Genomic DNA, 25,769 nt, shown 5'->3' with positions numbered 1-25,769 from the left:
CTTTGAGGGCGACTTCTCTATAATCCTGCGACCCCACGTTACAAGAAGGTTTTTTTCCCAAAACTTTCTCTGTGCTGGCATAGGCTATTCGAAGGGGTAGGTTTGCCGGACTCTGTCGTGTGAACCTCAACTGACTAAACGTTTGGGTGTTCACCAACGTGTAACTTATTTATTTGGGTAAGCTTTTAATGAAAACTTTTACAGCTAAACCAGAAACCGTAAAACGCGACTGGTATGTTGTTGACGCGACCGGTAAAACTCTGGGCCGTCTGGCTACTGAACTGGCTCGTCGCCTGCGCGGTAAGCATAAAGCGGAATACACTCCGCACGTTGATACCGGTGACTACATCATCGTTCTGAATGCAGAAAAAGTTGCTGTAACCGGCAACAAGCGTTCTGACAAAATGTACTACCACCACACCGGCCACATCGGTGGTATCAAAGAAGCGACCTTTGAAGAGATGATTGCCCGCCGTCCTGAGCGTGTGATTGAAATCGCGGTTAAAGGCATGCTGCCAAAAGGCCCGCTGGGTCGTGCTATGTACCGTAAACTGAAAGTTTACGCGGGTAACGAGCACAACCACGCGGCACAGCAACCGCAAGTTCTGGACATCTAATCGGGATTATAGGCAATGGCTGAAAATCAATACTACGGCACTGGTCGCCGCAAAAGTTCCGCTGCTCGTGTTTTCATCAAACCGGGTAACGGTAAAATCGTTATCAACCAACGTTCTCTGGAACAGTACTTTGGCCGTGAAACTGCCCGCATGGTAGTTCGCCAGCCGCTGGAACTGGTCGACATGGTTGAGAAACTGGATCTGTACATCACTGTTAAAGGTGGTGGTATCTCTGGTCAGGCTGGTGCGATCCGTCACGGTATCACCCGCGCTCTGATGGAGTACGATGAGTCTCTGCGTTCTGAACTGCGTAAAGCTGGCTTCGTTACTCGTGACGCTCGTCAGGTTGAACGTAAGAAAGTCGGTCTGCGTAAAGCACGTCGTCGTCCGCAGTACTCCAAACGTTAATTCTTTTCTGCTCTGCAGAATCGAATGGCGAAAAAACCCGGTCCTGTACCGGGTTTTTTTATGGATATACACCTGGAATAAGCCTAAATCACTGGTGTGACATTACTTTTAAGGCAAATCCCGCATCCCCTCACCACAAAGCCCTCAAAATCTGGTAAACTATCATCCAATTTTCTGCCCAAATGCTGGTAACTGTTCACATTTTGGTCTGAGCACGGGCTGCGGTGTCAGTTCGGCAGGGAAGGGTAACCCATAAAGGCTGGCCGCCGTTGCGGCTGGTAGCAGTATTTTTCTGAATATACCTGGAGGTTTTCATGGCTGTCGCTGCCAACAAACGTTCGGTAATGACGCTGTTTTCTGGTCCTACTGATATCTATAGCCATCAGGTTCGTATCGTCCTGGCAGAGAAAGGTGTCAGTTTTGAAATCGAGCATGTGGACGCCGATAACGTTCCGCAGGATCTGATCGACCTCAACCCGAATCAAAGCGTTCCGACCCTGGTAGACCGTGAACTGACGTTGTGGGAATCCCGCATCATCATGGAATACCTTGATGAGCGTTTCCCTCATCCTCCGCTGATGCCGGTTTACCCGGTGGCGCGCGGTGAAAGCCGTCTCTATATGCACCGTATCGAAAAAGACTGGTACAGCCTGATGGAGGTGGTGGTCAACGGTTCCGCACAGGAAGCTGACAACGCGCGTAAACAGCTGCGTGAAGAGCTGCTGGCGATTGCCCCGGTATTTGGTCAAAAACCTTATTTCCTGAGCGATGAATTCAGCCTGGTGGACTGCTACCTGGCGCCGCTGCTGTGGCGTTTACCGCAGTTGGGCATCGAACTGGCGGGCGCAGGCTCTAAAGAGCTGAAGGGCTACATGACCCGCGTATTTGAGCGCGACTCCTTCCTCGCTTCCCTGACGGAAGCCGAGCGCGAAATGCGTCTGCAAACCCGGGGCTAAACCGAATGGATATGTCGCAACTTTCTCCACGTCGTCCGTATCTGCTGCGAGCCTTCTATGAATGGCTGCTGGATAACCAGCTTACGCCGCACCTGGTCGTGGATGTGACGTTGCCGGGCGTTAACGTGCCGATGGAATATGCGCGTGACGGTCAAATCGTGCTAAACATCGCGCCGCGCGCGGTGGGCAATCTGGAGCTGGCCAACGACGAAGTGCGTTTCAACGCGCGTTTCGGCGGCGTGCCGCGCCAGGTGTATGTCCCGCTGGCGGCGGTGCTGGCGATTTATGCCCGTGAAAACGGCGCAGGCACCATGTTTGAGCCGGAATCCGCTTATGATGAAGAAGCGTCCAGCTTAAACGATGACGATTCAGGCATGGCGGAAAATGAAACCGTGATGTCGGTTATCGACGGCGACAAACCCGATCATGAAGACGATTCGCCGGATGACGATCCGCCGCCGCGCGGTGGCCGTCCGTCGCTCCGCGTCGTGAAATAAAAAAAAGCCAGGGCGAAAACCCTGGCTTTTTTATCTCTGAGAAACACGCCGCGTTTACGGCTGCTCTTCAGCCAGTTCGCGCAGGTACTGGAAAATCAGGCGCGCAGATTTCGGCGGCTTGTTGCCCTCTTTTTCTTTCTTCGCGTTGCGGATCAGCGATCGCAACTGCTGGCGATCGGCCTGCGGCCACAGTTTCAGCACTTCCGGCACCGCGTCATCACCTTCTTCGATCAGACGATCGCGCAGCATCTCCAGCTTATGGAACAACGCTACCTGCTGGTTATGGCGGTTTTTGAGCTTATCAAGCGCCTGACGAATAGGTTCGACATCGCGGTTACGCAACATTTTACCGATAAGCTGAAGCTGGCGGCGGCGACCCTCTTTTTTGATTTTCTGCGCCAGCTCAATGGCGGCACGCAGTTCCTCATCCAACGGGATTTTATCCAGCGCGTTTTTACCCAGCTCAACCATCTCAAGGCCGAGGCGCTTTAACTCTTCGGCGTCGCGTTTAATCTCGCTTTTACTGACCCAGATAATTTCATCATCGTCATCTTCGTTTTCATTATCGGGCACGTCGTCGAGCCAGTCTTCGGGCTGCTTTGTCATTTCAGGCTCCTTAAAAAAAGAGGCTAATACTATCAGTAATGGCGCGCACTGCGAAATGGTTCTCTGTTAGACTCACTTAAGACGTTTCGAATTATCACCTTACATTATGGCACTCGCGATGAAAGTAATCACACAAGTTGAAGCGCAGCGCAAAACGCTGGAACAGGCTGTCTCTCAGGCGCTGGAGCTCGCTGCCGGTAAAGCCGACGGTGCGGAAGTGGCGGTCAGTAAAACCACCGGCATCAGCGTCAGTACCCGCTACGGTGAAGTGGAAAACGTAGAATTTAACAGCGATGGCGCGCTGGGCATTACGGTTTATCACCAGAACCGCAAGGGCAGCGCCTCGTCCACCGATTTAAGCCCCGACGCCATTGCCCGCACCGTGCAGGCGGCGCTGGATATTGCCCGCTATACCTCGCCGGACCCGTGCGCGGGCGTAGCCGATAAAGAACTGCTGGCGTTTGACGCCCCGGATCTGGATCTGTTCCATCCGGCGGAAGTCGACGCCGATCGCGCCATCGAACTGGCGGCGCGCGCCGAAGAAGTGGCGCTTAAAGCCGATAAACGTATCACCAATACCGAAGGCGGCAGCTTTAACAGCCACTACGGCATCAAGGTATTCGGCAACAGCCACGGCATGCTGCAAAGCTACTGTTCAACGCGCCACTCGCTCTCCAGTTGCGTGATTGCCGAGCAGGACGGCGATATGGAGCGCGATTACGCCTATACCATTGGCCGCGCCATTGAAGATTTGCGTTCCCCGGAGTGGGTGGGCGAAGAGTGCGCCCAGCGCGTGTTATCACGCCTGGCGCCGCGTAAGCTCTCCACCATGAAGGCGCCGGTGATTTTCGCCCGCGAAGTGGCCACCGGCCTGTTTGGTCACCTGGTTGGCGCGATTGCGGGCGGCGCGGTGTACCGCAAATCCACCTTCCTGCTGGATTCGCTGGGTAAACAAATTCTGCCGGACTGGCTGACCATTGAAGAGCATCCGCATCTGCTGAAAGGGCTGGCCTCTACGCCGTTTGACAGCGAAGGGGTCCGCACTGAACGTCGCGATATCATTAAAGACGGCGTGCTCCAGCAGTGGCTGCTGACCAATTACTCCGCGCGCAAACTGGGCTTAACCAGCACCGGCCATGCGGGCGGCATCCACAACTGGCGCATCAACGGTCGCGGCTTAGGCTTTGACGATCTGCTAAAAGAGATGGGCACCGGGCTGGTGGTCACGGAACTGATGGGCCAGGGCGTCAGCGGTATTACCGGGGATTATTCCCGCGGTGCCGCCGGTTTCTGGGTGGAAAATGGCGTGATCCAGTACCCGGTGAGTGAAATCACCATCGCCGGGAACCTAAAAGACATGTGGCGCAACATCGTCACTATTGGCGACGATATCGAAACGCGCAGCAATATTCAGTGTGGTTCGGTGTTACTGCCGGAGATGAAAATCGCCGGGCAGTAATATCAAAATGGGCGCGAGGCATCGCGCCTTTTTTATAACTAAAAAAAGGTAACCTCATGCGTAAGCAACTGATTGCAATGTTAGCCGTGTCGTCCGTGTTATTCAGTGGCGCCAGTCTGGCGAGGGATCTTGAAGATGATATGGATATCCTCAACGACAATCTCAAAATCGTTCAAAAAACCGAGGATGCCGGTGAGATGAAAACCGCGCTGACCGCAATGCGCGCCGCCGCGCTGGACGCGCAAAAAGGCACGCCGCCGAAGCTGGAAGACAAAGCGCCGGACAGCCCGGAAATGAAGGATTTCCGTCATGGCTTACAGACGCTGGTCGGGCAAATCGACGGCGCGCTGAAGCTGGCGAATGAAGGGAAAATCAAACAAGCGCAGGCGGCAGCCGAAGAGTTTAAAACCACCCGCAACACCTACCATAAGAAGTACCGTTAATCGCTTTCCCGCTGGCGGGAGACGTTTGGCTCCCGCTTTCCCTGCGCGTTACGCCATAAGTAAATCCAATCCCTGTCACATTTCTCGCTTTCCAGTCCCAGCCTGATTGTTGGTTTCCGGGACGGTTTTTCTGATTTTCCCGCGATACCTGTCACACATTTCCAGCGATAAATCGGCGATCGCGCCTTTTCTGTGGAACAGATCACTATCGCCCTCCGCCTTTCCACTTCGAAGTGGAAAACAACTCGCTACAAACTCATAACCCTGGCCGTTACTTTTACCCCAGAGCCATTAACGGGGTAACGCGAGTGAATAACGGAGCAGTAATCAACGACGGGGGAGCGCAGGCGGCGCAGATCGGCGATCTGGCCGAGCGCATGCTGGCGCAGGTATATGCCTTACTCCGCCATCACCACATCATTCCTAATGCGGTCCAGGAACAGATGCTGACGTCGCACGTTCGCGCCATGGCGCACCGGTCGGTGACCGGCGAGCCGTTGCCGGAAGTGGATGTCAGTTTGTTTGACGAAATTTCTGCCGAATCTATGGCGCTTGCCCGTGAGGTAGTCGCCGCGTTTGGCAACCTTCCCGATGAAGAGGCCTGGCTGCTTTCAGTGCATTTCGAAGTCGCGAAAGACAACCTTTAAGGAGCAAAAAATGGAACAGATTACCGTCGTGATTGGCGATCGTTTGGGTAAAGGCCAGAAAGTGGCGGCCGGGGTAGAAAAAGCCGGTGGACGCGCAGTGGTCGTGCCGGGCGTGGCCGCGGACATGAAACTCGGCGATGTGATGAAAGCGGAAAACGCCACCTTTGGCATTTCGTTTTGCGGCAGCGGCGGCGCGGGTGCCATCACCGCGCAGACCAAATACGGCTACAAAGCCAAATACGGTATGCGCTCGGTGGATGAAGGCGTTACCGCCATCAATGAAGGCTGCAACGTGCTGGGGTTCGGCTTTATGGATAAAGAAGAGCTGGGCGAGCGTCTGGTACAGGCGTGGCAGAAGAAACACGGCGTCTGAGTATGAAAGAGCAATTCACCACCACGGTGAGAGTCTCCGGCAAAGGCGATGCCAAAGCGCGCGCCTTTGCTGACGCCCTGAACCACGTTCAGGGTGCGGTGATGAAAGCCTCGCCGCATATCTTACTGCGTATTGAGCCACAGGATGTGCAGGTTGTTCAAGCGCGTGAAACGGTGCGTAAAGAAGCCTTTTTGTTCTTCTTTTTGCGCCGGGAACGACGCACATACAGCGTGGAGCTGGATGTGACCGTCAACGTGACAGCCATCAATCTGGACAAGGTGGATTTCGTCGCGCAACGCTGATTCTGACTAAAAAGGGCAGACTAATGTTCCTGATAATATTAATAAAATCGCTCATTATCGGCGGCCTGGTTGGCGTCGGCGTGGGCGCTGGGGCTGCACGCATGTTTCATGCGCCTACCACACAGGGTATGGGCGCGTTTCGTACTTTAGGGGAACTCAACTCCTGTGAAGGGGACCCGGCTTCTCACTTCTCTTTCGGTCTGGGCTTCTTCTTCAACGCCTGGGCATCGTCGGTAGCGGCGGGCTCATTCACTCAGGATGTCGATCACCGCATTATCCCAAACTGGGGGGCGGCGGCGCTGATGGTTAAAAACCGCAACGTCGGCGAAACCCTGCACGATCCGAAGAAAATGGCCATCGCCTGCGGCGTTATCGGCATGATCGTGGTGACGTTCCTCAACCTCACCGCCTCTTCTGTGCCGGAAGCGTTGCAGGTTACCGCCGTGAAGGTGCTGGTGCCTGCGGCCAACCTGCTGGTCAATACCGTGATGCCGGTGATCTTCTGGCTGGCGGCCATCGACGCCGGTAAGAAATCCGGTTTCTGGGCCACTGTGTTCGGCGGCGCGGCGCAGCTGATCATGGGTAACGCCGTTCCGGGCCTGGTGTTAGGCATCCTGATCGGTAAAGGCGTTGAAGAGAGCGGCTGGAACCACGTCACCCGAGTGATGATGGTCGCCATCGTGCTGCTGTTCGTGCTGAGCGGCTTCTTCCGTGGCTTCGACATGAAGATGATCGAATCCTTCCATCTGACCGTGCCGAACTGGCTCGAACTGATCCACAACTCGCTGAGCGGCAAATAACGGAGGCCACAATGGAACAGAATAAAGGTTTTTGGTTTGCCGACTGGTCGTTCCCGATCTTCGTTGGCCTGCTCTCCTCCGGCGTGTTTGCCGGGACGCACATGTACTACCTGTACGGCATCGGCGCGTTTAACGAAGTGGCGTTCGTGGCGATGCTGAAAGCGGGTATCGATACCGGTTCGTATGGCGCGGTAGCGGCGTTTGGCGCGAGCTTCCTGTTTGCCCGCATTATCGAAGGCTCCCTGGTGGGGATCCTGGATATCGGTGGCGCGATCCAGACCGGCGTGGGCCTCGGCGTACCGGCACTGCTGCTGGGCGCGGGCATTGTCTTCCCGGTGGAGAACTTTATCGCCTCGCTGGCAACCGGTCTGGCGATTGGCCTGGTGATTGGTTACGTCATCATTCTGGCGCGTAAGTTCACTATCAACCAGAGCGATTCCACCTACGGAGCAGACGTGATGATGGGAGCCGGTAACGCCTCGGGCCGCTTCCTTGGGCCGCTGATCATCCTCAGCGCCATGACCGCGTCGATCCCTATCGGCATCGGTTCGCTGGTTGGCGCGCTGCTGTTTTACATCTGGCAGAAGCCGATCACCGGCGGGGCGATCCTCGGCGCGATGATTCTGGGTTCGATCTTCCCGATTGCCATCAGTTAAAACGTTAGCGGGCGTGTCAGCGCCCGCTTTTACAGGAGAGAGACATGTTTGATTTACTCCTGCGCCGTGCGCGTCTGGTCGACGATACGGTCTGTGATATCGCCGTCAAGGACGGCAAAATCGCCGCCCTCGGTGAGATAAACGGTCCGGCGGCGAAAACCGTTGATCTGCAGGGGGAGTGTTACGTCAGCGCCGGCTGGATTGACTCGCACGTTCACTGTTACCCGAAATCGCCGATTTATCACGACCAGCCGGACAGCATCGGCATCGCCACCGGCGTCACCACCGTGATTGATGCCGGTAGCACCGGGGCGGATGATATCGACGATTTTTATACTCTGACTCGCGAGGCCGCCACCGAGGTTTACGCCCTGCTGAATATCTCCCGCGTCGGCCTGATCGCCCAGAACGAGCTGGCGAACATGGCAAACATTGATGGCGAGGCGGTGAAGCAGGCGGTTAAACGCCACCCCGATTTTATCGTTGGCCTGAAAGCGCGCATGAGCAGCAGCGTGGTGGGCGAAAACGGCATTACGCCGCTGGAATGCGCCAAAGCGATGCAGCAGGAAAACGGCGATTTGCCATTGATGGTACACATCGGCAACAACCCGCCGGATCTGGATGAAATCACCGAGCGCCTGACGGCGGGCGACATCATTACCCACTGCTACAACGGCAAACCGAACCGTATTTTGACGCCGGGGGGTGAGCTGCGCGCGTCGGTCACCCGGGCAATCCAGCGCGGGGTGCGCCTTGACGTCGGCCATGGCACCGCCAGCCTGAGCTTTGCGGTGGCGAAGCGCGCCATCAGCCTGGGCATTCTGCCGCACACCATCAGCTCGGATATCTACTGCCGCAACCGCATCAACGGGCCGGTGTATTCACTGGCTAACGTGATGTCGAAATTTCTCGCCATCGGCATGTCGCTGCCGCAGGTCATCGACTGCGTGACCGCCAACGCCGCTGACGGCCTGAACCTGAAAACCAAAGGGCGGCTCCAGCCGGGTCTGGATGCCGACTTCACCCTCTTTACACTCAAGCGCCAGCCGACGCTGCTGGTGGATGCAGAAAACGACAGCTTACAGGCTGAGAAACTGCTGGTGCCGCTTGCCGCCGTGCGTGCGGGTAAGGGCTATATGACCGAACAAGGGAGCGCGGAACATGCCTTCGATTTTTGAGAAGTACCAGTTAAAACAGGTAATTAATACGTCAGGCCGTATGACCGCGCTGGGCGTGTCTACGCCGCGCCCGGAAGTGGTGGATGTGGCGATGGCGGGCATGAACCAGTACTTCGAAATGAAAGATCTGGTGAACAAGACCGGCGAGTACATCGCAAAACTGCTGGATGTGGAAGGCGCGACCGTGGTCTCCTGCGCCTCGGCGGGGATCGCACAGTCGGTGGCGGCAGTGCTGGTTCAAGACAGCGACTGGTTGCTGGAAAACCTGCACGTCACGCCCATCGAGAATAACGAAATCGTGCTGCCGAAGGGCCATAACGTCAACTTCGGCGCGCCGGTCGGCACCATGGTGGCGCTGGGTGGCGGCAAACTGGTGGAAGCGGGCTATGCCAACGAATGCTCCGCCGCGCAACTGGCCGCGGCGATCACGCCACGCACCGCCGCCATTCTTTACATCAAATCCCACCACTGCGTGCAAAAAAGCATGCTCAGCGTGGAGCAGGCGGTGGTCGTGGCCCGCAAACATAACCTGCCGCTGATCGTCGACGCGGCGGCGGAAGAAGATCTGCAATGCTACTACCGCGCGGGCGCGGACCTGGTGATCTACAGCGGCGCAAAAGCCATCGAAGGGCCGACCAGCGGGCTGGTGATCGGCAAAACCCAGTACGTTGAGTGGGTGAAGCGCCAGACGGCGGGCATTGGCCGGGCGATGAAAGTCGGCAAAGAGGGCATTCTTGGCCTGACCTGCGCCATCGAGCTTTATCTGCATGCGCAGAAAGAGAGTGGGGCGGAGATGGTGGAAAAAATGACGCCGTTTATCGACGCGCTGAATACGCTTAACGGCGTGAGCGCCCGCGTGGTGTGGGACAGCGCCGGACGCGATATCGCCCGTACCGAAATCAAGTTTGATGAAGCCGTGACCGGCGTCGCTACCGGCGAGCTGGTGGAAGCCCTGAAGCAGGGCGAGTACGCCATTTACTTCCGCGGCTACAAAGCGAACGAAGGGATTATCGAAGCCGACGTGCGCAGCGTGGACCGCGCGCAACTGGAGATTGTGGCCCGCCGTATCGCCGAAGTGATTAATCAGGAGAAAACCGCATGAAACTGACCCCGAACTTTTACCGCGATCGCGTCTGCCTGAACGTGCTGGCGGGCTCAAAGGACAATGCCCGCGAAATCTATGAAGCGGCGCAAGGACATGTGCTGGTAGGCGTACTCTCCAAAAACTACCCGGACGTCGCCAGCGCGGTAGCGGATATGCGGGAATACGCGGCGCTTATCGACAATGCGCTGTCGGTTGGTCTCGGCGCGGGCGATCCGAACCAGTCGGCGATGGTCAGCGAAATCTCCCGCCAGGTGCAGCCGCAGCACGTCAACCAGGTGTTTACCGGCGTCGCCACCAGCCGCGCGCTGCTGGGGCAAAACGACACGGTAGTCAACGGCCTGGTATCGCCAACCGGTACGCCGGGCAAAGTGAAAATCTCCACCGGCCCGCTCAGCAGTAAAGCGGCGGACGGCATTGTGCCTGTCGATACCGCTATCGCCTTGTTGAAAGACATGGGCGGCAGCTCGATTAAATATTTCCCGATGGGCGGCCTGGCCTGCCGCGACGAGTACCAGGCGGTGGCGGAAGCCTGCGCCCGTAACGACTTCTGGCTGGAGCCTACCGGCGGCATCGATTTAGAAAACTTCGGCGAGATTTTGCAGATTGCTCTGGATGCAGGCGTCTCAAGAATCATTCCTCACATCTATAGTTCGATTATTGATAAGGTGAGCGGAAACACCCGCCCGGACGATGTGCGCCAGTTGTTGGCCATTACCCGGGCGTGCGTAGGCTAAGAGCGAGGAGAGTGACGTGCGATTCCCCAACCAACGTTTAGCGCAACTGTTTGATATGTTGCAAAACGAAACGCTGCCGCAAGATGAACTGGCGCAGCGGTTGTCGGTGTCCACACGTACCGTTCGCGCCGATATCACGGCGCTGAATGCGTTGCTGACGCAGCATGGCGCGCAGTTCGTGCTGAGCCGGGGTAACGGTTATCAGCTGAGAATCGATGACTCGGCGAGTTATCAGATCCTGCAAACCCAGCAGCCGACCGCGCTGCGTATTCCGCGTACCAGCCAGGAGCGGGTGCACTATCTGATGGTGCGTTTCCTGACCTCGGCGTTCTCGATAAAGCTGGAAGATTTGGCTGATGAATGGTTCGTCAGCCGCGCCACGCTGCAAAATGATATGGCGGAAGTGCGCGAGTGGCTGCGGCGTTATCAGCTGACGCTGGAAACCCGGCCCCGTCACGGCATGAAGCTGTTTGGCAGTGAAATGGCGATCCGCGCCTGTCTGACCGATCTGCTGTGGACGCTGGCCCAGCAGGATCCGGCTCATCCGCTGGTGACCGAAGAGGCGCTTAACGCGGGCATGCCGGAACGGTTACAGCCGATCCTGCGGGACATTTTTAGCCGCTTTCGTATTCGTCTTACCGATGAAGGCGAGCTGTTTTTACGCCTGTATTGCGCGGTGGCGGTGCGGCGCATCAGCGAAGGCTATCCGCTGTCGGAGTTTGTTGGCGAAGAGGTGGCAGAACCGGTAGGCCATGCGGCGCGCGAACTGGCAGGCGTGCTGCAACGGCTGGCGGAAAAACCGCTGTCGGCTTTTGAAGAGAACTGGTTAAAAGTGCATATCGCCGCGCGCCAGGTGCAGGAGATCGCGCCCAGCACCATCAACGCCGATGATGAAGAAGCGCTGGTTAACTACATCCTCAATTTCATCAACACCCAGTACAACTACAACCTGCTGAACGACCAGCAACTGCATGCCGATATGCTCACCCACGTCAAAACCATGATCACCCGGGTGCGCTATCAAATCATGATCCCCAATCCGCTGCTGGATAACATCAAGCAGCATTACCCGATGGCGTGGGATATGACGCTGGCGGCGGTGTCGGGCTGGGTGAAATACACGCCCTACACCATCAGCGAAAACGAAATCGGCTTTCTGGTGCTGCATGTCGGCGTTGGGCTGGAGCGCAGCTACAACATTGATTACCAGCGCCAGCCGCGCGTGCTGCTGGTGTGCGATGCCGGTAACGCCATGGTGCGGATGATCGAAGCGGTGATGGCGCGCAAATATCCGCAGATCGACATCACCCGCACCCTGACGCTGCGCGACTATGAGCAGCGGGAAAGCATCAGTGAAGACTTCGTGATCGCCACCGCGCGCATCAGCGAGAAAGACAAACCGGTGGTGCAGATTGCGCCATTCCCTACCGACTATCAGCTGGAGCAAATCGGCAAGCTGGTGCTGGTGGATCGCACCCGTCCGTGGATGCTGAACAAGTATTTCGACGCCGCCCATTTCCGCATTATCGACGGCGCGATGGACCAGCAGACGCTGTTTAAAACCCTGTGCGATCAGTTGCAGGACGAAGGCTTTGTCGATGGGGAGTTTCTCGACTCGGTGGTTGAGCGCGAGGCCATCGTGAGTACGATGCTGGGAGACAGCATCGCGCTGCCCCACGCCCTGGGTCTGTTAGCAAAAAAAACCGTGGTCTATACCGTACTGGCCCCGCAGGGGATTGCCTGGGGCGACGAAACGGCGCACGTGATCTTTTTACTCGCCATCAGTAAAAGCGAGTATGAAGAGGCAATGGCGATTTACGATATTTTTGTCACTTTCCTGCGGGAGCGCGCCATGGCGCGGCTGTGCGGATGCCGGAGTTTTGCGGAGTTTAAGGCGGTGGCGATGGAGTGCGTCAGCCGGTTTTAAACGGCTGACGTGATGCGCGGTTATCTCAAATGATGAACCACCTGATTGCTACTGCCGCGCCAGATCAGCGCCGGGTCTTTCAGATCCTGGACAAACTTGCCGTCCACCAACACGTTGATCAGATCAACCACCTGCATCTGGTCGGCGTTCAGTTCATCCAGTTTATAACCGGTCCATAGCCAGATATCTTTGCCCGCACACTCGGCGCGAATGCGCTGCACCAGCGCCAGAATATCCGGCACATTTTGCGGATGCAGCGGATCGCCGCCGGACAGGGAGATCCCCTGGCGGGGGATGCGCGTATCGTTGAGATCGCTGATGATCCGGTCTTCCATCTCTCGGGTGAACGGCTGGCCTGAATTCAGCCGCCAGGTGCTTTTGTTGTAACACCCGGGGCATTCATGGACGCACCCTGACACAAACAGGGTGCAGCGCGTGCCGGGCCCGTTGACGATGTCGACGGGGTAATACTGATGGAAATTCATTACCCTAACTGCCCATTCCCTAAATGCTTGACGCGGCGCTTCACTTCTTCCTGCTTGCCGGCGTTGAACGGACGCGCATCCGGGCTGCCCAGATAACCACAAACGCGACGGGTCACTGACACGCGGGCCGCATCGTGGTTGCCGCATTTCGGGCAGGTAAAGCCTTTGCTGGTGCACTCGAATTCACCGGTGTAGCCGCACTCGTAGCACTCGTCGATCGGAGTATTGGTGCCGTAATACGGCACGTGCTGATAGCTGTAATCCCAGACGTCTTCCAGCGCTTTCAGGTTGTGCTGAATATTCGGGTATTCCCCGTAGCAGATGAACCCGCCGCTGGCTAACGGAGGATAGGGCGCTTCAAAGTCGATCTTGTCGTACGGGTTAACTTTCTTCTCCACGTCGAGGTGGAAGCTGTTGGTGTAGTAGCCTTTATCGGTCACGCCCGGCACCACGCCGAAATCGGCGGTATCGAGACGGCAGAAGCGATCGCACAGGTTTTCGCTCGGGGTGCTGTAGAGGCTGAAACCGTAGCCGGTCTCTTCTTTCCAGCGATCTACCGCGCGACGCAGGTGCTCAACGATCTCCACCGCTTTCTGGCGCAGCGCGGCGCTATCATACACGTGCTCATTGCCAAACAGCGCGTTGATGGTTTCATGGATGCCGATATAGCCCAGCGAGATCGACGCGCGGCCATTTTTGAAAATTTCCGATACGTCATCATCGGCTTTCAAACGCACGCCGCAGGCGCCTTCCATATACAGGATCGGCGCGACGCGGGCTTTTACGCCTTCCAGACGGGCGATACGGGTCATCAGCGCTTTACGCGCCAGCACCAGCCGTTCATCCAGCAGCGCCCAGAACGCGGCTTCATCGCCTTTGGCTTCCAGCGCGATACGCGGCAGGTTAAGACTGATCACGCCGAGGTTGTTGCGTCCATCGTGGATCTGTTCGCCGTTTTCGTTCTCATACACGCCCAGGAAGCTGCGGCAGCCCATCGGGGTTTTGAACGAGCCGGTGACTTTTACTACCTGGTCGTAGTTGAGAATGTCCGGGTACATGCGCTTGCTGGCGCATTCAAGGGCCAGTTGTTTGATGTCATAGTTAGCGTCGCCAAATTTGTGGTTCAGCCCGTCGCGGATAGCGAACACCAGTTTCGGGAACACGGCGGTTTTGCGGTTTTTACCCAGCCCGGCGATACGGTTACGCAGGATGGAGGTCTGGATCAGGCGTGATTCCCAGCTGGTGCCGAGGCCAAAACCGAACGTCACGAACGGCGTCTGGCCGTTGGCGGTATGCAGCGTATTCACCTCGTATTCCAGCGACTGGAACGCGTCGTAGCACTCTTTTTCGGTGCGGGAACGGGCATAGCCGTCCGCATCCGGGATCTGCCACTCCTCAGCCACCTTACGGTGTTTTTCCAGGCTGGCGGTGACAAACGGGGCCAGCACTTCGTCGATACGGTTAATGGTGGTGCCGCCGTAAATATGGCTGGCGACCTGGGCGATAATCTGCGCGGTCACAGCGGTGGCGGTGGAGATGGATTTCGGCGGCTCGATTTCCGCGTTGCCCATCTTAAAGCCCTGGGTCAGCATGCCTTTCAGATCGATCAGCATACAGTTGAACATCGGGAAGAACGGCGAGTAGTCCAGATCGTGGTAGTGGATATCTCCACGTTCGTGTGCCTGTACCACATCGCGCGGCAGCAGGTGCTGGCGGGCATAGTGTTTGGCGACAATCCCGGCCAGCAGATCGCGCTGGGTCGGGATCACTTTGCTGTCTTTGTTGGCGTTTTCGTTAAGCAAAGCGGAGTTGGTTTGTTCCACCAGACCGCGAATTTCCTGGTTCAGGCGGCCGCGCTTTTCGCGAGAAATATCGCGGTCGTGGCGATATTCAATGTAGGCGCGCGCCAGCTGCTTATAGTTGCCGGCCATCAGCTGGTTTTCAACGGCGGTCTGGATTTCACCGATATCCACCTGGCTGCGCCCTTGCATCTGGGCACTGACAATTTCTGCGACGGTGGCGCAGTAATCTGCGTCATCGACTCCCGCAGCTTTAGCGGCACGAAGAATCGCTTCTCTGATGCGCTCTGACTTGAAAGGTACTTTGCACCCATCGCGTTTCATCACATGCGGTGTCATGATCACTCCATATTAAAGAACAGGTTATCCACAGAGGCACAGAGACAGACAGGGCGCATTTTCGTTATTGCGTTCATAGACATCCCTGAATCTGGCCGTTTTTATCCACAGCGTAGCGCTGAACCCGTCAGCTGGATACGCTGTAATAGTAGTCGATTAATACAATATATAGCGGCAGGTCGCATTTTAAATACTATATGTAGTGATTTGCATCAAAGATGTTTGAGATTTCTTTGATGTAGAACAAGGTAAAATTTTGGTGGCTGCAATGATGGGCAACGTGCGCAGAGGAAATTTTAATTTAAGATAAATCGAGGAAATTCATGATGAAAAAATAACCGGCGGCGGGTTTGCCCCCGGTTCAGGATTACTGCTGGAGCCAGTAAACGGCTTCAAACGGGCGTAGGGTGGTTTCCGTCGGCGTGAGACTGGCGTCCGGGTAGTTGCTCATCAGCACTTGCCAACTGCCGTCGATTTTTTCCGGCATCCACCACTGATTTTCCCGGCTCAGGTTCGCTATCACTATTAACTGCTGGCCCTGCCATTCACGGCGATAGCACCATAAAAATGGATGATCCGGCAGTAAATCGTGGTAGTTGCCCCAGGTGAATATCGGCCATGCTTTGCGCAGGCGTATTAACTCGCGATAGGCATGGAACACAGAATCCGGGTCCGCCTGGGCGCTTTCGGCGTTGATGGTGTCAAAGTTATCGCACAGGCCAATCCACGGTTTGCCGCGGGTGAAGCCGGCATTTTCACTGGCGTCCCACTGCATCGGCGTGCGGCTGTTATCGCGCGACTTTGCCGCGAGGATCGCCAGCAGCTCTTCGGCATTCCGCCCCTGGGCGCGCAATTCAGCGAACATATTGTGGCTTTCCACATCGCGATAATCGGTGATGCGCGCAAAATGCGGGTTGGTCATCCCCAGCTCTTCACCCTGGTAGATATAGGGCGTGCCCTGCATTCCGTGCAACACCATCGCCAGCATTTTCGCCGCCGGAACGCGCAGCTCGCCTTCATCGCCGAAGCGCGACACGATACGCGGCTGATCGTGGTTACACCAGAACAGCGCGTTCCATGCGATGTTATGCATCCCCTGCTGCCAGTGGCGGAAAATGGCCTTCAGCGCCACATAGTCCGGAGCCGCCAGCGTCCACTTTAGCCCGCCGGGGTAATCCACCTTCAGGTGATGGAAGTTAAAGGTCATAGACAGCTCGCCGCCATCCAGCGCGGCGTATTGCTGGCAGTGCGCCAGAGTGGTGGAGGACATCTCGCCCACGGTCATCAGGCCGCGCGGCTTAAAGACATCCCGGCTGAACTCCTGCAAAAATTCGTGGATGCGCGGGCCGTCGGTATAAAAGCAACGCCCGTCGCCGCCGTCGACATCGTCGGTGAAATCCTGGGATTTGGAGACCAGGTTAATCACATCGAGCCGCAAACCATCCACGCCGCGATCGGCCCAGAACTCGCAGACTTTTTTTAGTTCCGCCCGCACCTGCGGGTTTTCCCAGTTGAGATCCGCCTGCTCTGGCGCAAACAGGTGCAGATAGTACTGGCCGCTCTCGGCATGCCAGCGCCAGGCGCTGCCGCCGAACTTCGAGCGCCAGTTGGTAGGGCACACATCCGGCGTGCCGTCGCGCCAGATGTAAAACTGGCGATACGGGCTTTGCGGCTTCACCGCCTGGTGAAACCAGTCATGTTGGGTCGAGGTGTGGTTAAACACCATATCGAGGATAACGCGAATGCCCCGATCGTGGGCTTCGGCCACCAGCCGGTCAAAATCATCCAGCGTGCCGTAGGTGGGATCGATGGCGGTGTAGTTCGCCACGTCATACCCGTTATCCACCTGGGGCGAGATATAGAACGGCGTCAGCCAGATGGCGTCCACCCCGAGGGTTTTCAGATAGTCGAGCCGCCGGGTGACACCGGCTAAATCGCCGGTGCCGCTGCCCGTGGTGTCCTGAAAGCTCTTTGGATAAATTTGATAGATAACCCCGTGTTGCCACCAGGGAGGCGTCGCTGTCATAACCTTACCTGCTTAAGTTGAAAGAACCCGGAACCTGAATTACACAACTAACAAAGTGCCCTGACGAAATTTACGACGGTAAAGCACCGTGGTCAGAACAATAGGGATCACGATGGCAATCAGCATTGCCAGGCCAAACACTTCCCAGTAGCGCGGTTGAATCGACAGGATGCCCGGCAGGCCGCCGACGCCGATACCGTTGGCCATGACGCCACTCAGCCCACACAGCAGCCCGGCGAGGCCGGAACCGATCATGGCGCACAGCATCGGGAAGCGGTATTTCAGGTTAATCCCGTACATGGCAGGTTCGGTCACGCCGAGATAGGCGGAAATCGCCGCCGGGACCGAGATCTCCCGCTCGTTGTGTTTACGGCTGACGATAATAATGCCCACCACCGCAGACGCCTGGGCGATGTTGGACAGCGCAATCAGCGGCCAGACCGGCGTACCGCCGAGGCTCTGGATCATCTGCATATCAATAGCCAGCGTGGTCTGGTGCACCCCGGTGATCACCAGCGGCGCGTACAGGAAACCAAACAGCGCCGCGCCAATCGGGGCGAAACTGCCGGTCATCAGGTGACGCACCGCCCAGGCGACGCCGTCGCCAATCAGGCGGCCAAACGGGCCGATGAACGCGTGGGCGAGGAATACCGCCAGAATCAGCGAACACACCGGTACGACAACCAAGTATAGATAATCAGGTACGATGCGTTTCAGGCGGGTTTCGATAAACCCGAGCGCCAGGCCCGCCAGCAGAGCCGGGATCACCTGGGCCTGATAGCCTACTTTGGCGATGGTAAACAGCCCGAAGTTCCACACCTCCGGCACTTGCGTGCCCAACAAATAGGCATTCATCAATTGCGGAGAGACCAGGGTCACGCCGAGCACAATCCCGAGGATCGGCGTCCCGCCCATTTTGCGCACCGCCGACCAGCAGATCCCCACCGGCAGATAGAAGAAGATGGCTTCGCCGATCAGCCACAGAAAGTCATAGATGGCTTGCAGCGACGGATGCATTTGCGCCAGGGTCTGGCCGTTGCTCATCGGCACATCGCCAATCACATTCCGAAAGCCGAGGATCAAGCCGCCGCTGATCAGCGCGGGCAGCAGCGGGAAGAAGATCTCCGCAAAGTGCGAAATCAACTGCTCGTGCCATTTCATATTGGCGCGCGCCGCCTGTTTGGCCTGCTCTTTATTTGCCGAACTGTGGCCGGTGGTAGCGATCAGCGCCTGGTAATAATCCCCAACGTTGGTGCCGATCACTACCTGGAACTGCCCGGCGTTGGTGAAACAGCCTTTCACCATCGGCAGGGTTTCAATGGCTTTGGGATCAGCTTTGGCCGGGTGGTTCAACACAAAGCGCAGGCGGGTAATGCAGTGGGTCACCGTGGCGATATTGTCGCGGCCACCTACTAATTCGATCAGCCGATCGATTTCCTGTTGTTTAACTTTGCTCATCGTGAAGCCTCATGGCAGAGAGACGGAAGCGTGAAGAAGGAACGGAAAACAAGGGTAAACATTCTTGCGTTTCGGGAAAATGGGAACGTTCCCGAAACGAAGCCGCGATCACACAAATCGTTTTTTCGCCGGGTTAGATCAACGATGAGGGGATAATGATCTGCCGGGGATCGCTGCTTTGGGTGATCTGGGCGATCAGCTGCAACGCCGCCTGGCGACCCGCTTCGGCATAACCGGGATCAACGGTGATAATCTCCGGGTGCAGGAACTTCAGCAGCGGCGTGTTGCCGACGCTGGCAAGCTGAATGGGCTTTGCGTGATGCTGCTGTAGAAACTTGCTTGCGCCGATAGCCAGCGTATCCGTGGCGCACACCAGCGCGGAGGTGTCGTCATGCAGCACGTCGGCCACGCGCTCGTAGCCCTGTTTCATCGCCAGGCCCGGCAGTACGGCGTGGGGCATAAGATGATGGGCGTCGCAAAAAGCCAGATAGGCGTGATGGCGGCGCATCCCGGTGGTGACATCGCTGTGCGGCACGCCGAGATAGCTGATATGGCGGTGGCCCTGCTGATATAAACGCTGCATCAACATCTGGATCGCGCCTTCATCGTCGTAACACACCGAGGTAAATCCCGCCGCGTCCCGCGCCATCAGCACCAGCATTGAACGCCACGGCGCCAGTTGCGCCTCATCAATGCCGGTAAATCCAAACAGGATCACCCCATCGATATTGCGCTGGCGCAGAATGCGCAGATGCTCTTCGACCCGCGCCGGGGAGAACTGGCTTTCCATCATGATCGGGTCGTAACCCTGCTCATACAGGCAGGGGAGCATGGTCTGGACGGCAAGGTTTTCAGACAGAGAATCCAGACGGGTGACGATGATCGCTACCACTTTGTCGCTCTGGCCGCGCATGGCGCGCGCGGAACGGGAAGGGGAAAACCCCTGCTGGCGCATCACCGCCTCGACGCGCTCGCGGGTGCGTTCGCTGACGCCGCTCTCATTATTCAGCACGCGCGATACGGTGGATTTGCCCACGCCGCTTAAGCGCGCAATGTCTTTAATGGTCAGCCGGTTTTGCATCCCTGTCGCCTGTTGTGGTTAGAGAAAGTAGATAAAAGAACATAATGCTAACCAACCGCGGCACAATGAGCAAAATCTGGTTTACGTTTGGTTTATGTCACAGGCGCTATAGTGACGGCGCTCAATATTCATCGTGTGGAGTAAACACGCACGTCCTTTTTGATTTTACCGGAGGCTCTATGGATCCCGATCCCACCCCGCTTCCCTTAACGGGAACTCTGTTCCGGTAAAGCGCGCCTTTTAGCCGCTGCTTTACCGGATGCGTAAAGCAGTGGCGCAACGTCGTCCCTGCAAAAATTTGTGCCTGCCAGGCGGCTTTGTCCTGCCGGCAGCCCAGCAGCGCCTCAGGATTGAGGCGTAGAGGGACTTTTTATGCTGTTGAAAAACATTACCCGGTTGCTCGCGCAACTGAACCGTCATCTTCCTCGCCGTCTGATGCAGCGCGACCCGCTGCCGGAAGGCAAAGTGTGGCCTCAGGAAACCCCGCCCACGACCTTAACCACGCAGTGCCTTGCGGTATCGCGCATGAGCGAAACCGAGCTATGGCGCATTTATTCCACTCATCCGGAAGGGTTAAACCCTCGGGAAGTAGAGGATGCGCGTGAGCAATTTGGGCCCAACCAGATCCCGGCGCAGCGCCCTGCGCCCTGGTATTTACATCTGTGGAACTGCTATCGCAACCCGTTCAACCTGCTGCTGACGGCGCTGGGTATTCTCTCCTACGCCACCGAAGACGATCTGTTTGGCGCGGGGATTATCGCGCTGATGGTGGGGATCTCGACGCTGCTGAATTTCATCCAGGAAGCGCGCTCTACCAAAGCGGCGGACGCGTTAAAAGCCATGGTCAGCAACACCGCCACGGTATTGCGGGTGGTGAATGACAAAGGCGAATGCCAGTGGATGGAATTGCCCATCGACCAGTTGGTGCCGGGAGATATCATCAAGCTGGCGGCGGGCGACATGATCCCCGCCGATCTGCGGGTCATCAAAGCGCGGGATCTGTTTATTGCCCAGGCATCGTTAACCGGTGAATCTCTGCCGGTGGAAAAACAGGCTCAGACCCGCGATCCTGATCAGCAAAACCCGCTTGAGTGCGACAACCTGTGCTTTATGGGCACCACCGTGGTCAGCGGTACTGCCCAGGCGATGGTGATCGCCACCGGCGGTAGCACCTGGTTCGGGCAGCTGGCCGGGCGCGTGAACGAGCAGGAGAGCGAGCCGAACGCCTTCCAGCAGGGTATCAGCCGCGTCAGTATGCTGCTGATCCGCTTTATGCTGGTGATGGTGCCGGTAGTGTTGATGATTAATGGCTTCACCAAAGGCGACTGGTGGGAGGCGGCGCTGTTCGCGCTGTCGGTGGCGGTGGGCTTAACCCCGGAAATGCTGCCGATGATCGTGACTTCTACGCTGGCGCGCGGCGCGGTTAAGTTGTCGAAGCAAAAAGTGATCGTTAAGCATCTGGACGCGATCCAGAACTTTGGCGCTATGGATATCCTGTGTACCGATAAAACCGGGACGCTCACCCAGGACAAAATCGCTCTCGAGAATCATACCGACGTGTTTGGCCGCGTCAGCCAGCGGGTGCTGCATAACGCATGGCTCAACAGCCATTATCAGACCGGATTGAAGAACCTGCTGGACACCGCGGTGCTGGAAGGCGTGGATGCGCCGGAAGCGCTGGAGCTGTCGGCGCGCTGGCGTAAAGTGGATGAGATCCCGTTTGATTTTGAACGCCGTCGTATGTCGGTGGTGGTGGCGGAAAATGACGACGCTCATCTTTTGATCTGCAAAGGCGCGCTCCAGGAGATCCTCAATGTCTGCACGCGGGTGCGCCATGGCGAGGAGATCGTGACGCTGTGCGACACCATGCTGCAACGCATCCGCAAAGTCACCGATAACCTGAACCGCCAGGGGCTGCGTGTCGTGGCGGTCGCCAGCAAAGCGCTGCCCGCCAGAAGTGAAGATTATGGCCGGGTGGATGAATCGGATCTGATCCTCGAAGGCTACATCGCGTTTCTCGATCCGCCGAAAGAGACGACCGCACCGGCGTTAAAAGCGCTGAAAGAGAGCGGGATCACCGTGAAGATCCTGACCGGCGACAGCGAGCTGGTGGCCGCTAAAGTGTGTCATGAAGTGGGGCTGAATCCGGGCCGACCGGTGGTGGGGAGCGAAATCGAACCGTTAAGCGACAGGGAGCTGGCGCAGCTGGCGTTACGCACCACGCTGTTTGCCCGTCTGACGCCGCTGCATAAAGAGCGCATCGTGCGGCTGTTGCGTGGGGAAGGGCACGTGGTGGGCTTTATGGGCGACGGCATCAACGACGCGCCCGCGCTGCGGGCGGCGGACATTGGCATCTCCGTGGATGGCGCCGTGGATATTGCGCGAGAAGCGGCGGATATCATCCTGCTGGAAAAGAGCCTGATGGTGCTGGAAGAGGGCGTGATCGAAGGGCGTCGAACCTTCGCCAATATGCTCAAGTACATCAAGATGACCGCCAGTTCGAACTTTGGTAACGTGTTCAGCGTGCTGGTAGCGAGCGCCTTCCTGCCGTTCCTGCCGATGCTGCCGATCCACTTACTGATCCAGAACCTGCTGTACGATGTGTCCCAGGTGGCGATCCCGTTTGATAACGTCGATGATGATCAGATCGAGAAGCCGCAGCGCTGGAACCCGGCAGATCTTGGCCGCTTTATGATCTTCTTTGGGCCAATCAGTTCTATCTTCGACATCCTGACGTTCTGCGTGATGTGGTGGGTATTCAAGGCCAACGTGCCGGAAGCGCAAACCTTGTTCCAGTCCGGCTGGTTTGTGGTGGGTCTGCTGTCCCAGACCTTAATCGTGCATATGATCCGTACCCGGCGGGTGCCGTTTATCCAGAGCCGCGCCGCCTGGCCGCTACTGGTGATGACGCTGATTATCATGGTGGTGGGTATCGTGCTGCCGTTCTCGCCGCTGGCGCCGTATCTGCAACTTCAGGCACTGCCGCTGAGCTACTTTCCATGGTTAGCGGGGATCCTGCTGGGATATATGACGCTGACGCAACTGGTGAAAGGGTTTTATGTGCGCCGGTATGGGTGGCAGTAACGACAAAAAAGCCAGTCGAGAGACTGGCTTTTCCATGTCAACCTGCTGAAAAATCAGCGACGAACCGCAATCGCTTCAATCTCAATCTTCACGTCTTTTGGCAGACGGGCGACTTCCACACAGGAACGCGCCGGGAAGGTCGCGTTATGCTCGGTGAAGAAGGCTTCATAGGTGGCGTTAACCGTAGCGAAATCATTGAGATCTTTCACGAAAACGGTGGTTTTCACGATATCGCCCACTTTAAGGCCAGCGGCTTCAACGATGGCTTTCACGTTTTCCAGAGACTGACGCGCTTGCGCAGAGACATCATCGGAAACCGCGCCGGTTTTCGGGTCCACCGGGATCTGACCGGAGGTGATGATCATACTGCCAAGGTCTACACCCTGAACATAAGGGCCGATAGCTGCGGGTGCATTTTCCGTCGCGATAGTGCGGGACATACTCTCTCCTGAAGTTAACAGCGCTGAAACGCATTTTCGTTAAGGTTCTTCTTCCTCAGCAAGTCCAGTAAATAACTATTACTGGCGAAAGCCGGGGGCGAACGCAATCTACTATAACACTCTGCGCCTCGCCCTACGATACGGAAACCTGCAAACCCGCGTGGGCAAGAATGGGTTGGCGTAAAGTTTCCGTGTCCATAAAGCTTTACGATTCAAATGTTTTTCAGCATTGTCGCTTCGGGGTTAAAACTGTTGATCACCTGCACGTAATGTTTTCGCTGAAACTCCGTAAATTCAGTTTCCGTGCTTAAGGTAAACATAATGATTGCACGATTCGCCGGATTGCGAATCGCGTGCCACGGCAATTTTATAAGCGACTGGACCTGTTTAAACTTTTTGCCATCCTGTAAAAAACGGTTCGAGACCTGGACGACGGGCAGCCTGGCGGGACCAATTTCATGAGTCAGTAACTTCCCATCCATTTCAAACGCGGGCAAAGAATTACGCATGGTATTGATTTGCTGCTCGCAAAACTGCTCCAGCGTCTGGTCTTCGTCAAGCCATGTACGGTTTACAAGGATATTGTATTCCATGCCCTCAGGACCCCTGAACATTAATATATTTACGCTCCTGTCCAGCACCGGTGCCAACGTCACAATACTGCCTTCATACAGCCAATAATTAACCGTATTCTTTTCCATGAACAAACAACCTCAATTGATAAGATGATTTTGAATCAAGGGAATGATTTCAATGCGCCGATTTTTCAAATGGGCCGCATCGCTATCTTCTCTTGTCATCGGTTGGGTATCGCCAACGCCCTGGGTAATAAAAATGTCTTTAGGCAAACCCGATTGCGCTACTAAAAAATCGCGCACGGTATCCGCCCTGCGTTTAGAGAGCTGCATATTATTTTGATGAGAACCGGTATTGTCGGCATGCCCAATAATTAAAAAGCGCGTATTGGTGCTTCGCTTAAACACAGGAATTAGCGCTTTAAGATCGCTTTGCGTGGAGGGGATGATATCCGCTTCGCCTGGCGCGAAAAGTGAAAGCGACTGTGTTGCGTTATAGAGCGCAAGGCGATGAAACTCTTCGGTCGCGCTATCAATCTGTGAGATAAGTTGAGCACAGCGGCTAAAACCCCAGTTCAGAAAGATCAAACGGTTCTGACAGGCTAGTAGCTCTTGCCGGTCATATTCGAGCGCATCCAAAGCATCAAATTTATCTTGCCAGGCGGCAGTGTCAATCTGACTAAACTGTTGGAGCTTAAGCTGAACCTGTTTGCTTCGATACATTTCCGTCCAGGCCGCTACCCCCATGCTCAGCGCGATAATCAGGACGGTTCCCCATAATCTGACCGGCCATTTTTTTATGGGTTTCTCATAAACGACTTTCCCACCAGTGGGATTATATTGTGTTAGTGTGTACTCACTATTGTGGATTTGCGGGAAAGGTAGCGTAGTGCCCGATCCAGATAATACGGGTAACAGGCCAAATCTTTCTTGTAACCATCGCGACCATGCGCCATGGCGAACAAAACCCGTACCGTAATCAGCAACAAGCAAACTGTTTAGCTTTATACCAGGCAATAAAAAGATTTTATTCAGTGCATTCATTATCCCGGTCTTATCCATCCAGTGAAACAGATTCTCGCTAAGTGCGTAGCGTTGGAGCGCGAAAAGAGAATCACTGGCGTATCCCTGGCGTAACTGCTCAAACAGCGCTTTGCGCGCATCCTCCAGAGAAAGCGTATGGCTAAATGATATATTTGCGTCGCCAGACCAGATCGCGCTATCGGGATCCCAGGAGAGTCGTTCCTGACTCAGTTGCGCGTAAATGGCTAATAAACAAGGAAGCGGGTGCTGCGATGTTAATAAACCCAGTGCGTGCCGCCATTGTTCAAGCTGAGAGATCAGCGCATCGGCGGTAATATGTCCATCGGGTAACAAAGGAAAATAGGCCATAAAGCGAGCATTCTTATAGCGCTGCCTGGCAAGACTTAATCTGCTCGCTAAATTCTGCGCTTCTGGCTCGGTTATCCAGACAGCCTGAGAGTGAGGATCATCGTCAGTTGCCGTCTCGCCATCAATAAACCATCGTGAGGCATAAGGGCCAATGATAAAAAAAACCAGATAACGCTTTTCAGGCGAGAGTACGGGTTCATCGCTGGCCTTAACGTTACGCGGTTTACATTTAAGCGCAGCAAAAAAAAACAACACGCTACCCAACAGAAATAACAGATTCCAGCCAATATGCGAATAAAAACCGCAACCTGCCAGCAAGAGTACTATCCCTGCACCGGCGAAAATTTCAGACTTAAAAATCAGAAAAAACGATTTCATTTTA

At 56.1% G+C, this 25,769-nt stretch carries 25 protein-coding genes; 16 read left to right on the top strand and 9 right to left on the bottom strand.

Translation table 11 applies throughout. The features are described 5' to 3' along the window. Positions 1 to 188: 188 nt before the first annotated feature. From rplM to sspB, 4 genes are all read left to right on the top strand, one after another. Positions 189 to 617, top strand: a complete 429-nt coding sequence (rplM, locus tag FHW74_RS21100; protein WP_002437467.1) for a 50S ribosomal protein L13 — start codon at positions 189 to 191, stop codon at positions 615 to 617. Positions 618 to 632: 15 nt separating this feature from the next. Further along, positions 633 to 1,025 carry a 30S ribosomal protein S9 gene (gene rpsI, locus FHW74_RS21095; protein ID WP_002437466.1) on the top strand — a complete coding sequence of 131 codons (393 nt, stop codon included), beginning with the start codon at positions 633 to 635 and terminating at the stop codon, positions 1,023 to 1,025. 314 nt (positions 1,026 to 1,339) lie between these two features. Continuing rightward, positions 1,340 to 1,981 carry a stringent starvation protein SspA gene (gene sspA / locus FHW74_RS21090; RefSeq protein WP_125293005.1) on the top strand — a complete coding sequence of 214 codons (642 nt, stop codon included), beginning with the start codon at positions 1,340 to 1,342 and terminating at the stop codon, positions 1,979 to 1,981. 5 nt (positions 1,982 to 1,986) lie between these two features. Then, positions 1,987 to 2,478 (top strand): ClpXP protease specificity-enhancing factor, encoded by a 492-nt coding sequence (gene sspB / locus FHW74_RS21085; protein WP_125293006.1) that lies wholly within the window; start codon positions 1,987 to 1,989, stop codon positions 2,476 to 2,478. A gap of 54 nt (positions 2,479 to 2,532) precedes the next feature. On the opposite strand, the gene yjgA is transcribed toward sspB, so the two are convergent. Then, positions 2,533 to 3,084, bottom strand: a complete 552-nt coding sequence (gene yjgA, locus FHW74_RS21080; protein ID WP_183172273.1) for a ribosome biogenesis factor YjgA — start codon at positions 3,082 to 3,084, stop codon at positions 2,533 to 2,535. A gap of 106 nt (positions 3,085 to 3,190) precedes the next feature. On the opposite strand from yjgA, the gene pmbA reads away from it, so the two are divergent. The 11 genes from pmbA (at position 3,191) to FHW74_RS21025 (ending at position 12,708) form a co-directional block, all read left to right on the top strand. Next, on the top strand, positions 3,191 to 4,543 hold the full coding sequence (gene pmbA, locus FHW74_RS21075; protein ID WP_183172272.1) for a metalloprotease PmbA: 1,353 nt from the start codon (positions 3,191 to 3,193) through the stop codon (positions 4,541 to 4,543). Between the two features lie 56 nt (positions 4,544 to 4,599). Then, positions 4,600 to 4,986, top strand: coding sequence for a cytochrome b562 (cybC, locus tag FHW74_RS21070; protein ID WP_183172270.1), 387 nt, complete (start codon positions 4,600 to 4,602; stop codon positions 4,984 to 4,986). Positions 4,987 to 5,294: 308 nt separating this feature from the next. Beyond that, positions 5,295 to 5,633: a glycine dehydrogenase gene (locus FHW74_RS21065; RefSeq protein ID WP_183172268.1), complete on the top strand. Its 339-nt coding sequence runs from the start codon at positions 5,295 to 5,297 to the stop codon at positions 5,631 to 5,633. Between the two features lie 10 nt (positions 5,634 to 5,643). Then, entirely contained in the window at positions 5,644 to 6,006 is a 363-nt protein-coding gene (locus tag FHW74_RS21060; RefSeq protein ID WP_125293013.1) for an SFCGS family glycine-rich protein, read from the top strand. A 2-nt stretch (positions 6,007 to 6,008) separates the two neighbouring features. Then, a complete protein-coding gene (locus tag FHW74_RS21055) occupies positions 6,009 to 6,308 on the top strand; it encodes a DUF4312 family protein (protein ID WP_183172266.1) in 300 nt (99 codons plus the stop codon). Between the two features lie 23 nt (positions 6,309 to 6,331). Continuing rightward, complete coding sequence (locus FHW74_RS21050; RefSeq protein ID WP_183172265.1) at positions 6,332 to 7,108, top strand: DUF4311 domain-containing protein; 777 nt, start codon at positions 6,332 to 6,334, stop codon at positions 7,106 to 7,108. 11 nt (positions 7,109 to 7,119) lie between these two features. Beyond that, positions 7,120 to 7,764: a DUF4310 family protein gene (locus FHW74_RS21045; RefSeq protein WP_183172263.1), complete on the top strand. Its 645-nt coding sequence runs from the start codon at positions 7,120 to 7,122 to the stop codon at positions 7,762 to 7,764. 44 nt (positions 7,765 to 7,808) lie between these two features. After that, a complete protein-coding gene (locus FHW74_RS21040; RefSeq protein ID WP_183172262.1) occupies positions 7,809 to 8,942 on the top strand; it encodes an amidohydrolase/deacetylase family metallohydrolase in 1,134 nt (377 codons plus the stop codon). Further along, positions 8,926 to 10,044 carry a DgaE family pyridoxal phosphate-dependent ammonia lyase gene (locus FHW74_RS21035; RefSeq protein ID WP_183172260.1) on the top strand — a complete coding sequence of 373 codons (1,119 nt, stop codon included), beginning with the start codon at positions 8,926 to 8,928 and terminating at the stop codon, positions 10,042 to 10,044. The genes FHW74_RS21040 and FHW74_RS21035 overlap by 17 nt, the downstream gene beginning before the upstream one ends. Then, positions 10,041 to 10,781 carry a KDGP aldolase family protein gene (locus FHW74_RS21030; RefSeq protein ID WP_183172258.1) on the top strand — a complete coding sequence of 247 codons (741 nt, stop codon included), beginning with the start codon at positions 10,041 to 10,043 and terminating at the stop codon, positions 10,779 to 10,781. Before FHW74_RS21035 ends, FHW74_RS21030 begins: the two co-directional genes overlap by 4 nt. 16 nt (positions 10,782 to 10,797) lie before the next feature. Next, a complete protein-coding gene (locus FHW74_RS21025) occupies positions 10,798 to 12,708 on the top strand; it encodes a BglG family transcription antiterminator (protein WP_183172257.1) in 1,911 nt (636 codons plus the stop codon). A gap of 20 nt (positions 12,709 to 12,728) precedes the next feature. Here FHW74_RS21025 and nrdG read toward each other — a convergent pair whose 3' ends face one another. The 5 genes from nrdG to treR all read right to left on the bottom strand — a co-directional run bounded on the left by nrdG (position 12,729) and on the right by treR (position 19,896). After that, on the bottom strand, positions 12,729 to 13,193 hold the full coding sequence (gene nrdG / locus FHW74_RS21020) for an anaerobic ribonucleoside-triphosphate reductase-activating protein (RefSeq protein WP_183172256.1): 465 nt from the start codon (positions 13,191 to 13,193) through the stop codon (positions 12,729 to 12,731). Next, positions 13,193 to 15,331, bottom strand: a complete 2,139-nt coding sequence (nrdD, locus tag FHW74_RS21015; protein WP_183172255.1) for an anaerobic ribonucleoside-triphosphate reductase — start codon at positions 15,329 to 15,331, stop codon at positions 13,193 to 13,195. The genes nrdG and nrdD overlap by 1 nt, the downstream gene beginning before the upstream one ends. Before the next feature lie 367 nt (positions 15,332 to 15,698). Further along, positions 15,699 to 17,357 carry an alpha,alpha-phosphotrehalase gene (gene treC / locus FHW74_RS21010; protein ID WP_183172254.1) on the bottom strand — a complete coding sequence of 553 codons (1,659 nt, stop codon included), beginning with the start codon at positions 17,355 to 17,357 and terminating at the stop codon, positions 15,699 to 15,701. A 39-nt stretch (positions 17,358 to 17,396) separates the two neighbouring features. Beyond that, positions 17,397 to 18,815 carry a PTS trehalose transporter subunit IIBC gene (treB, locus tag FHW74_RS21005; protein ID WP_183172252.1) on the bottom strand — a complete coding sequence of 473 codons (1,419 nt, stop codon included), beginning with the start codon at positions 18,813 to 18,815 and terminating at the stop codon, positions 17,397 to 17,399. Positions 18,816 to 18,948: 133 nt separating this feature from the next. Next, on the bottom strand, positions 18,949 to 19,896 hold the full coding sequence (gene treR, locus FHW74_RS21000; RefSeq protein ID WP_183172250.1) for a trehalose operon repressor TreR: 948 nt from the start codon (positions 19,894 to 19,896) through the stop codon (positions 18,949 to 18,951). A gap of 375 nt (positions 19,897 to 20,271) precedes the next feature. On the opposite strand from treR, the gene mgtA reads away from it, so the two are divergent. After that, complete coding sequence (gene mgtA / locus FHW74_RS20995) at positions 20,272 to 22,980, top strand: magnesium-translocating P-type ATPase (RefSeq protein ID WP_370528060.1); 2,709 nt, start codon at positions 20,272 to 20,274, stop codon at positions 22,978 to 22,980. A 53-nt stretch (positions 22,981 to 23,033) separates the two neighbouring features. On the opposite strand, the gene ridA is transcribed toward mgtA, so the two are convergent. From ridA to FHW74_RS20980, 3 genes are all read right to left on the bottom strand, one after another. Continuing rightward, positions 23,034 to 23,420 carry a 2-iminobutanoate/2-iminopropanoate deaminase gene (ridA, locus tag FHW74_RS20990; RefSeq protein ID WP_125293032.1) on the bottom strand — a complete coding sequence of 129 codons (387 nt, stop codon included), beginning with the start codon at positions 23,418 to 23,420 and terminating at the stop codon, positions 23,034 to 23,036. Between the two features lie 212 nt (positions 23,421 to 23,632). Then, positions 23,633 to 24,121 (bottom strand): DcrB-related protein, encoded by a 489-nt coding sequence (locus tag FHW74_RS20985; RefSeq protein ID WP_183172248.1) that lies wholly within the window; start codon positions 24,119 to 24,121, stop codon positions 23,633 to 23,635. A 12-nt stretch (positions 24,122 to 24,133) separates the two neighbouring features. Next, positions 24,134 to 25,765 (bottom strand): OmpA family protein, encoded by a 1,632-nt coding sequence (locus FHW74_RS20980; protein WP_183172247.1) that lies wholly within the window; start codon positions 25,763 to 25,765, stop codon positions 24,134 to 24,136. Positions 25,766 to 25,769: the final 4 nt, after the last annotated feature.

It is taken from the genome of Atlantibacter sp. RC6 (assembly GCF_014193285.1).
GTDB lineage: Bacteria > Pseudomonadota > Gammaproteobacteria > Enterobacterales > Enterobacteriaceae > Atlantibacter.
This window is presented reverse-complemented; position numbering and strand designations above follow the sequence as displayed.

Coding starts and splice junctions, on each gene's coding strand:
- ridA (WP_125293032.1), bottom strand. CDS start 23,420: ATGTCCCGCACTATCGCGACGGAAAATGCACCCGCAGCTATCGGCCCT.
- sspB (WP_125293006.1), top strand. CDS start 1,987: ATGGATATGTCGCAACTTTCTCCACGTCGTCCGTATCTGCTGCGAGCC.
- sspA (WP_125293005.1), top strand. CDS start 1,340: ATGGCTGTCGCTGCCAACAAACGTTCGGTAATGACGCTGTTTTCTGGT.
- FHW74_RS21030 (WP_183172258.1), top strand. CDS start 10,041: ATGAAACTGACCCCGAACTTTTACCGCGATCGCGTCTGCCTGAACGTG.
- yjgA (WP_183172273.1), bottom strand. CDS start 3,084: ATGACAAAGCAGCCCGAAGACTGGCTCGACGACGTGCCCGATAATGAA.
- FHW74_RS21045 (WP_183172263.1), top strand. CDS start 7,120: ATGGAACAGAATAAAGGTTTTTGGTTTGCCGACTGGTCGTTCCCGATC.
- treR (WP_183172250.1), bottom strand. CDS start 19,896: ATGCAAAACCGGCTGACCATTAAAGACATTGCGCGCTTAAGCGGCGTG.
- FHW74_RS21060 (WP_125293013.1), top strand. CDS start 5,644: ATGGAACAGATTACCGTCGTGATTGGCGATCGTTTGGGTAAAGGCCAG.
- FHW74_RS20985 (WP_183172248.1), bottom strand. CDS start 24,121: ATGGAAAAGAATACGGTTAATTATTGGCTGTATGAAGGCAGTATTGTG.
- FHW74_RS20980 (WP_183172247.1), bottom strand. CDS start 25,765: ATGAAATCGTTTTTTCTGATTTTTAAGTCTGAAATTTTCGCCGGTGCA.
- pmbA (WP_183172272.1), top strand. CDS start 3,191: ATGGCACTCGCGATGAAAGTAATCACACAAGTTGAAGCGCAGCGCAAA.
- FHW74_RS21040 (WP_183172262.1), top strand. CDS start 7,809: ATGTTTGATTTACTCCTGCGCCGTGCGCGTCTGGTCGACGATACGGTC.
- FHW74_RS21035 (WP_183172260.1), top strand. CDS start 8,926: ATGCCTTCGATTTTTGAGAAGTACCAGTTAAAACAGGTAATTAATACG.
- cybC (WP_183172270.1), top strand. CDS start 4,600: ATGCGTAAGCAACTGATTGCAATGTTAGCCGTGTCGTCCGTGTTATTC.
- nrdD (WP_183172255.1), bottom strand. CDS start 15,331: ATGACACCGCATGTGATGAAACGCGATGGGTGCAAAGTACCTTTCAAG.
- treB (WP_183172252.1), bottom strand. CDS start 18,815: ATGAGCAAAGTTAAACAACAGGAAATCGATCGGCTGATCGAATTAGTA.
- treC (WP_183172254.1), bottom strand. CDS start 17,357: ATGACAGCGACGCCTCCCTGGTGGCAACACGGGGTTATCTATCAAATT.
- nrdG (WP_183172256.1), bottom strand. CDS start 13,193: ATGAATTTCCATCAGTATTACCCCGTCGACATCGTCAACGGGCCCGGC.
- FHW74_RS21050 (WP_183172265.1), top strand. CDS start 6,332: ATGTTCCTGATAATATTAATAAAATCGCTCATTATCGGCGGCCTGGTT.
- rpsI (WP_002437466.1), top strand. CDS start 633: ATGGCTGAAAATCAATACTACGGCACTGGTCGCCGCAAAAGTTCCGCT.
- rplM (WP_002437467.1), top strand. CDS start 189: ATGAAAACTTTTACAGCTAAACCAGAAACCGTAAAACGCGACTGGTAT.
- FHW74_RS21055 (WP_183172266.1), top strand. CDS start 6,009: ATGAAAGAGCAATTCACCACCACGGTGAGAGTCTCCGGCAAAGGCGAT.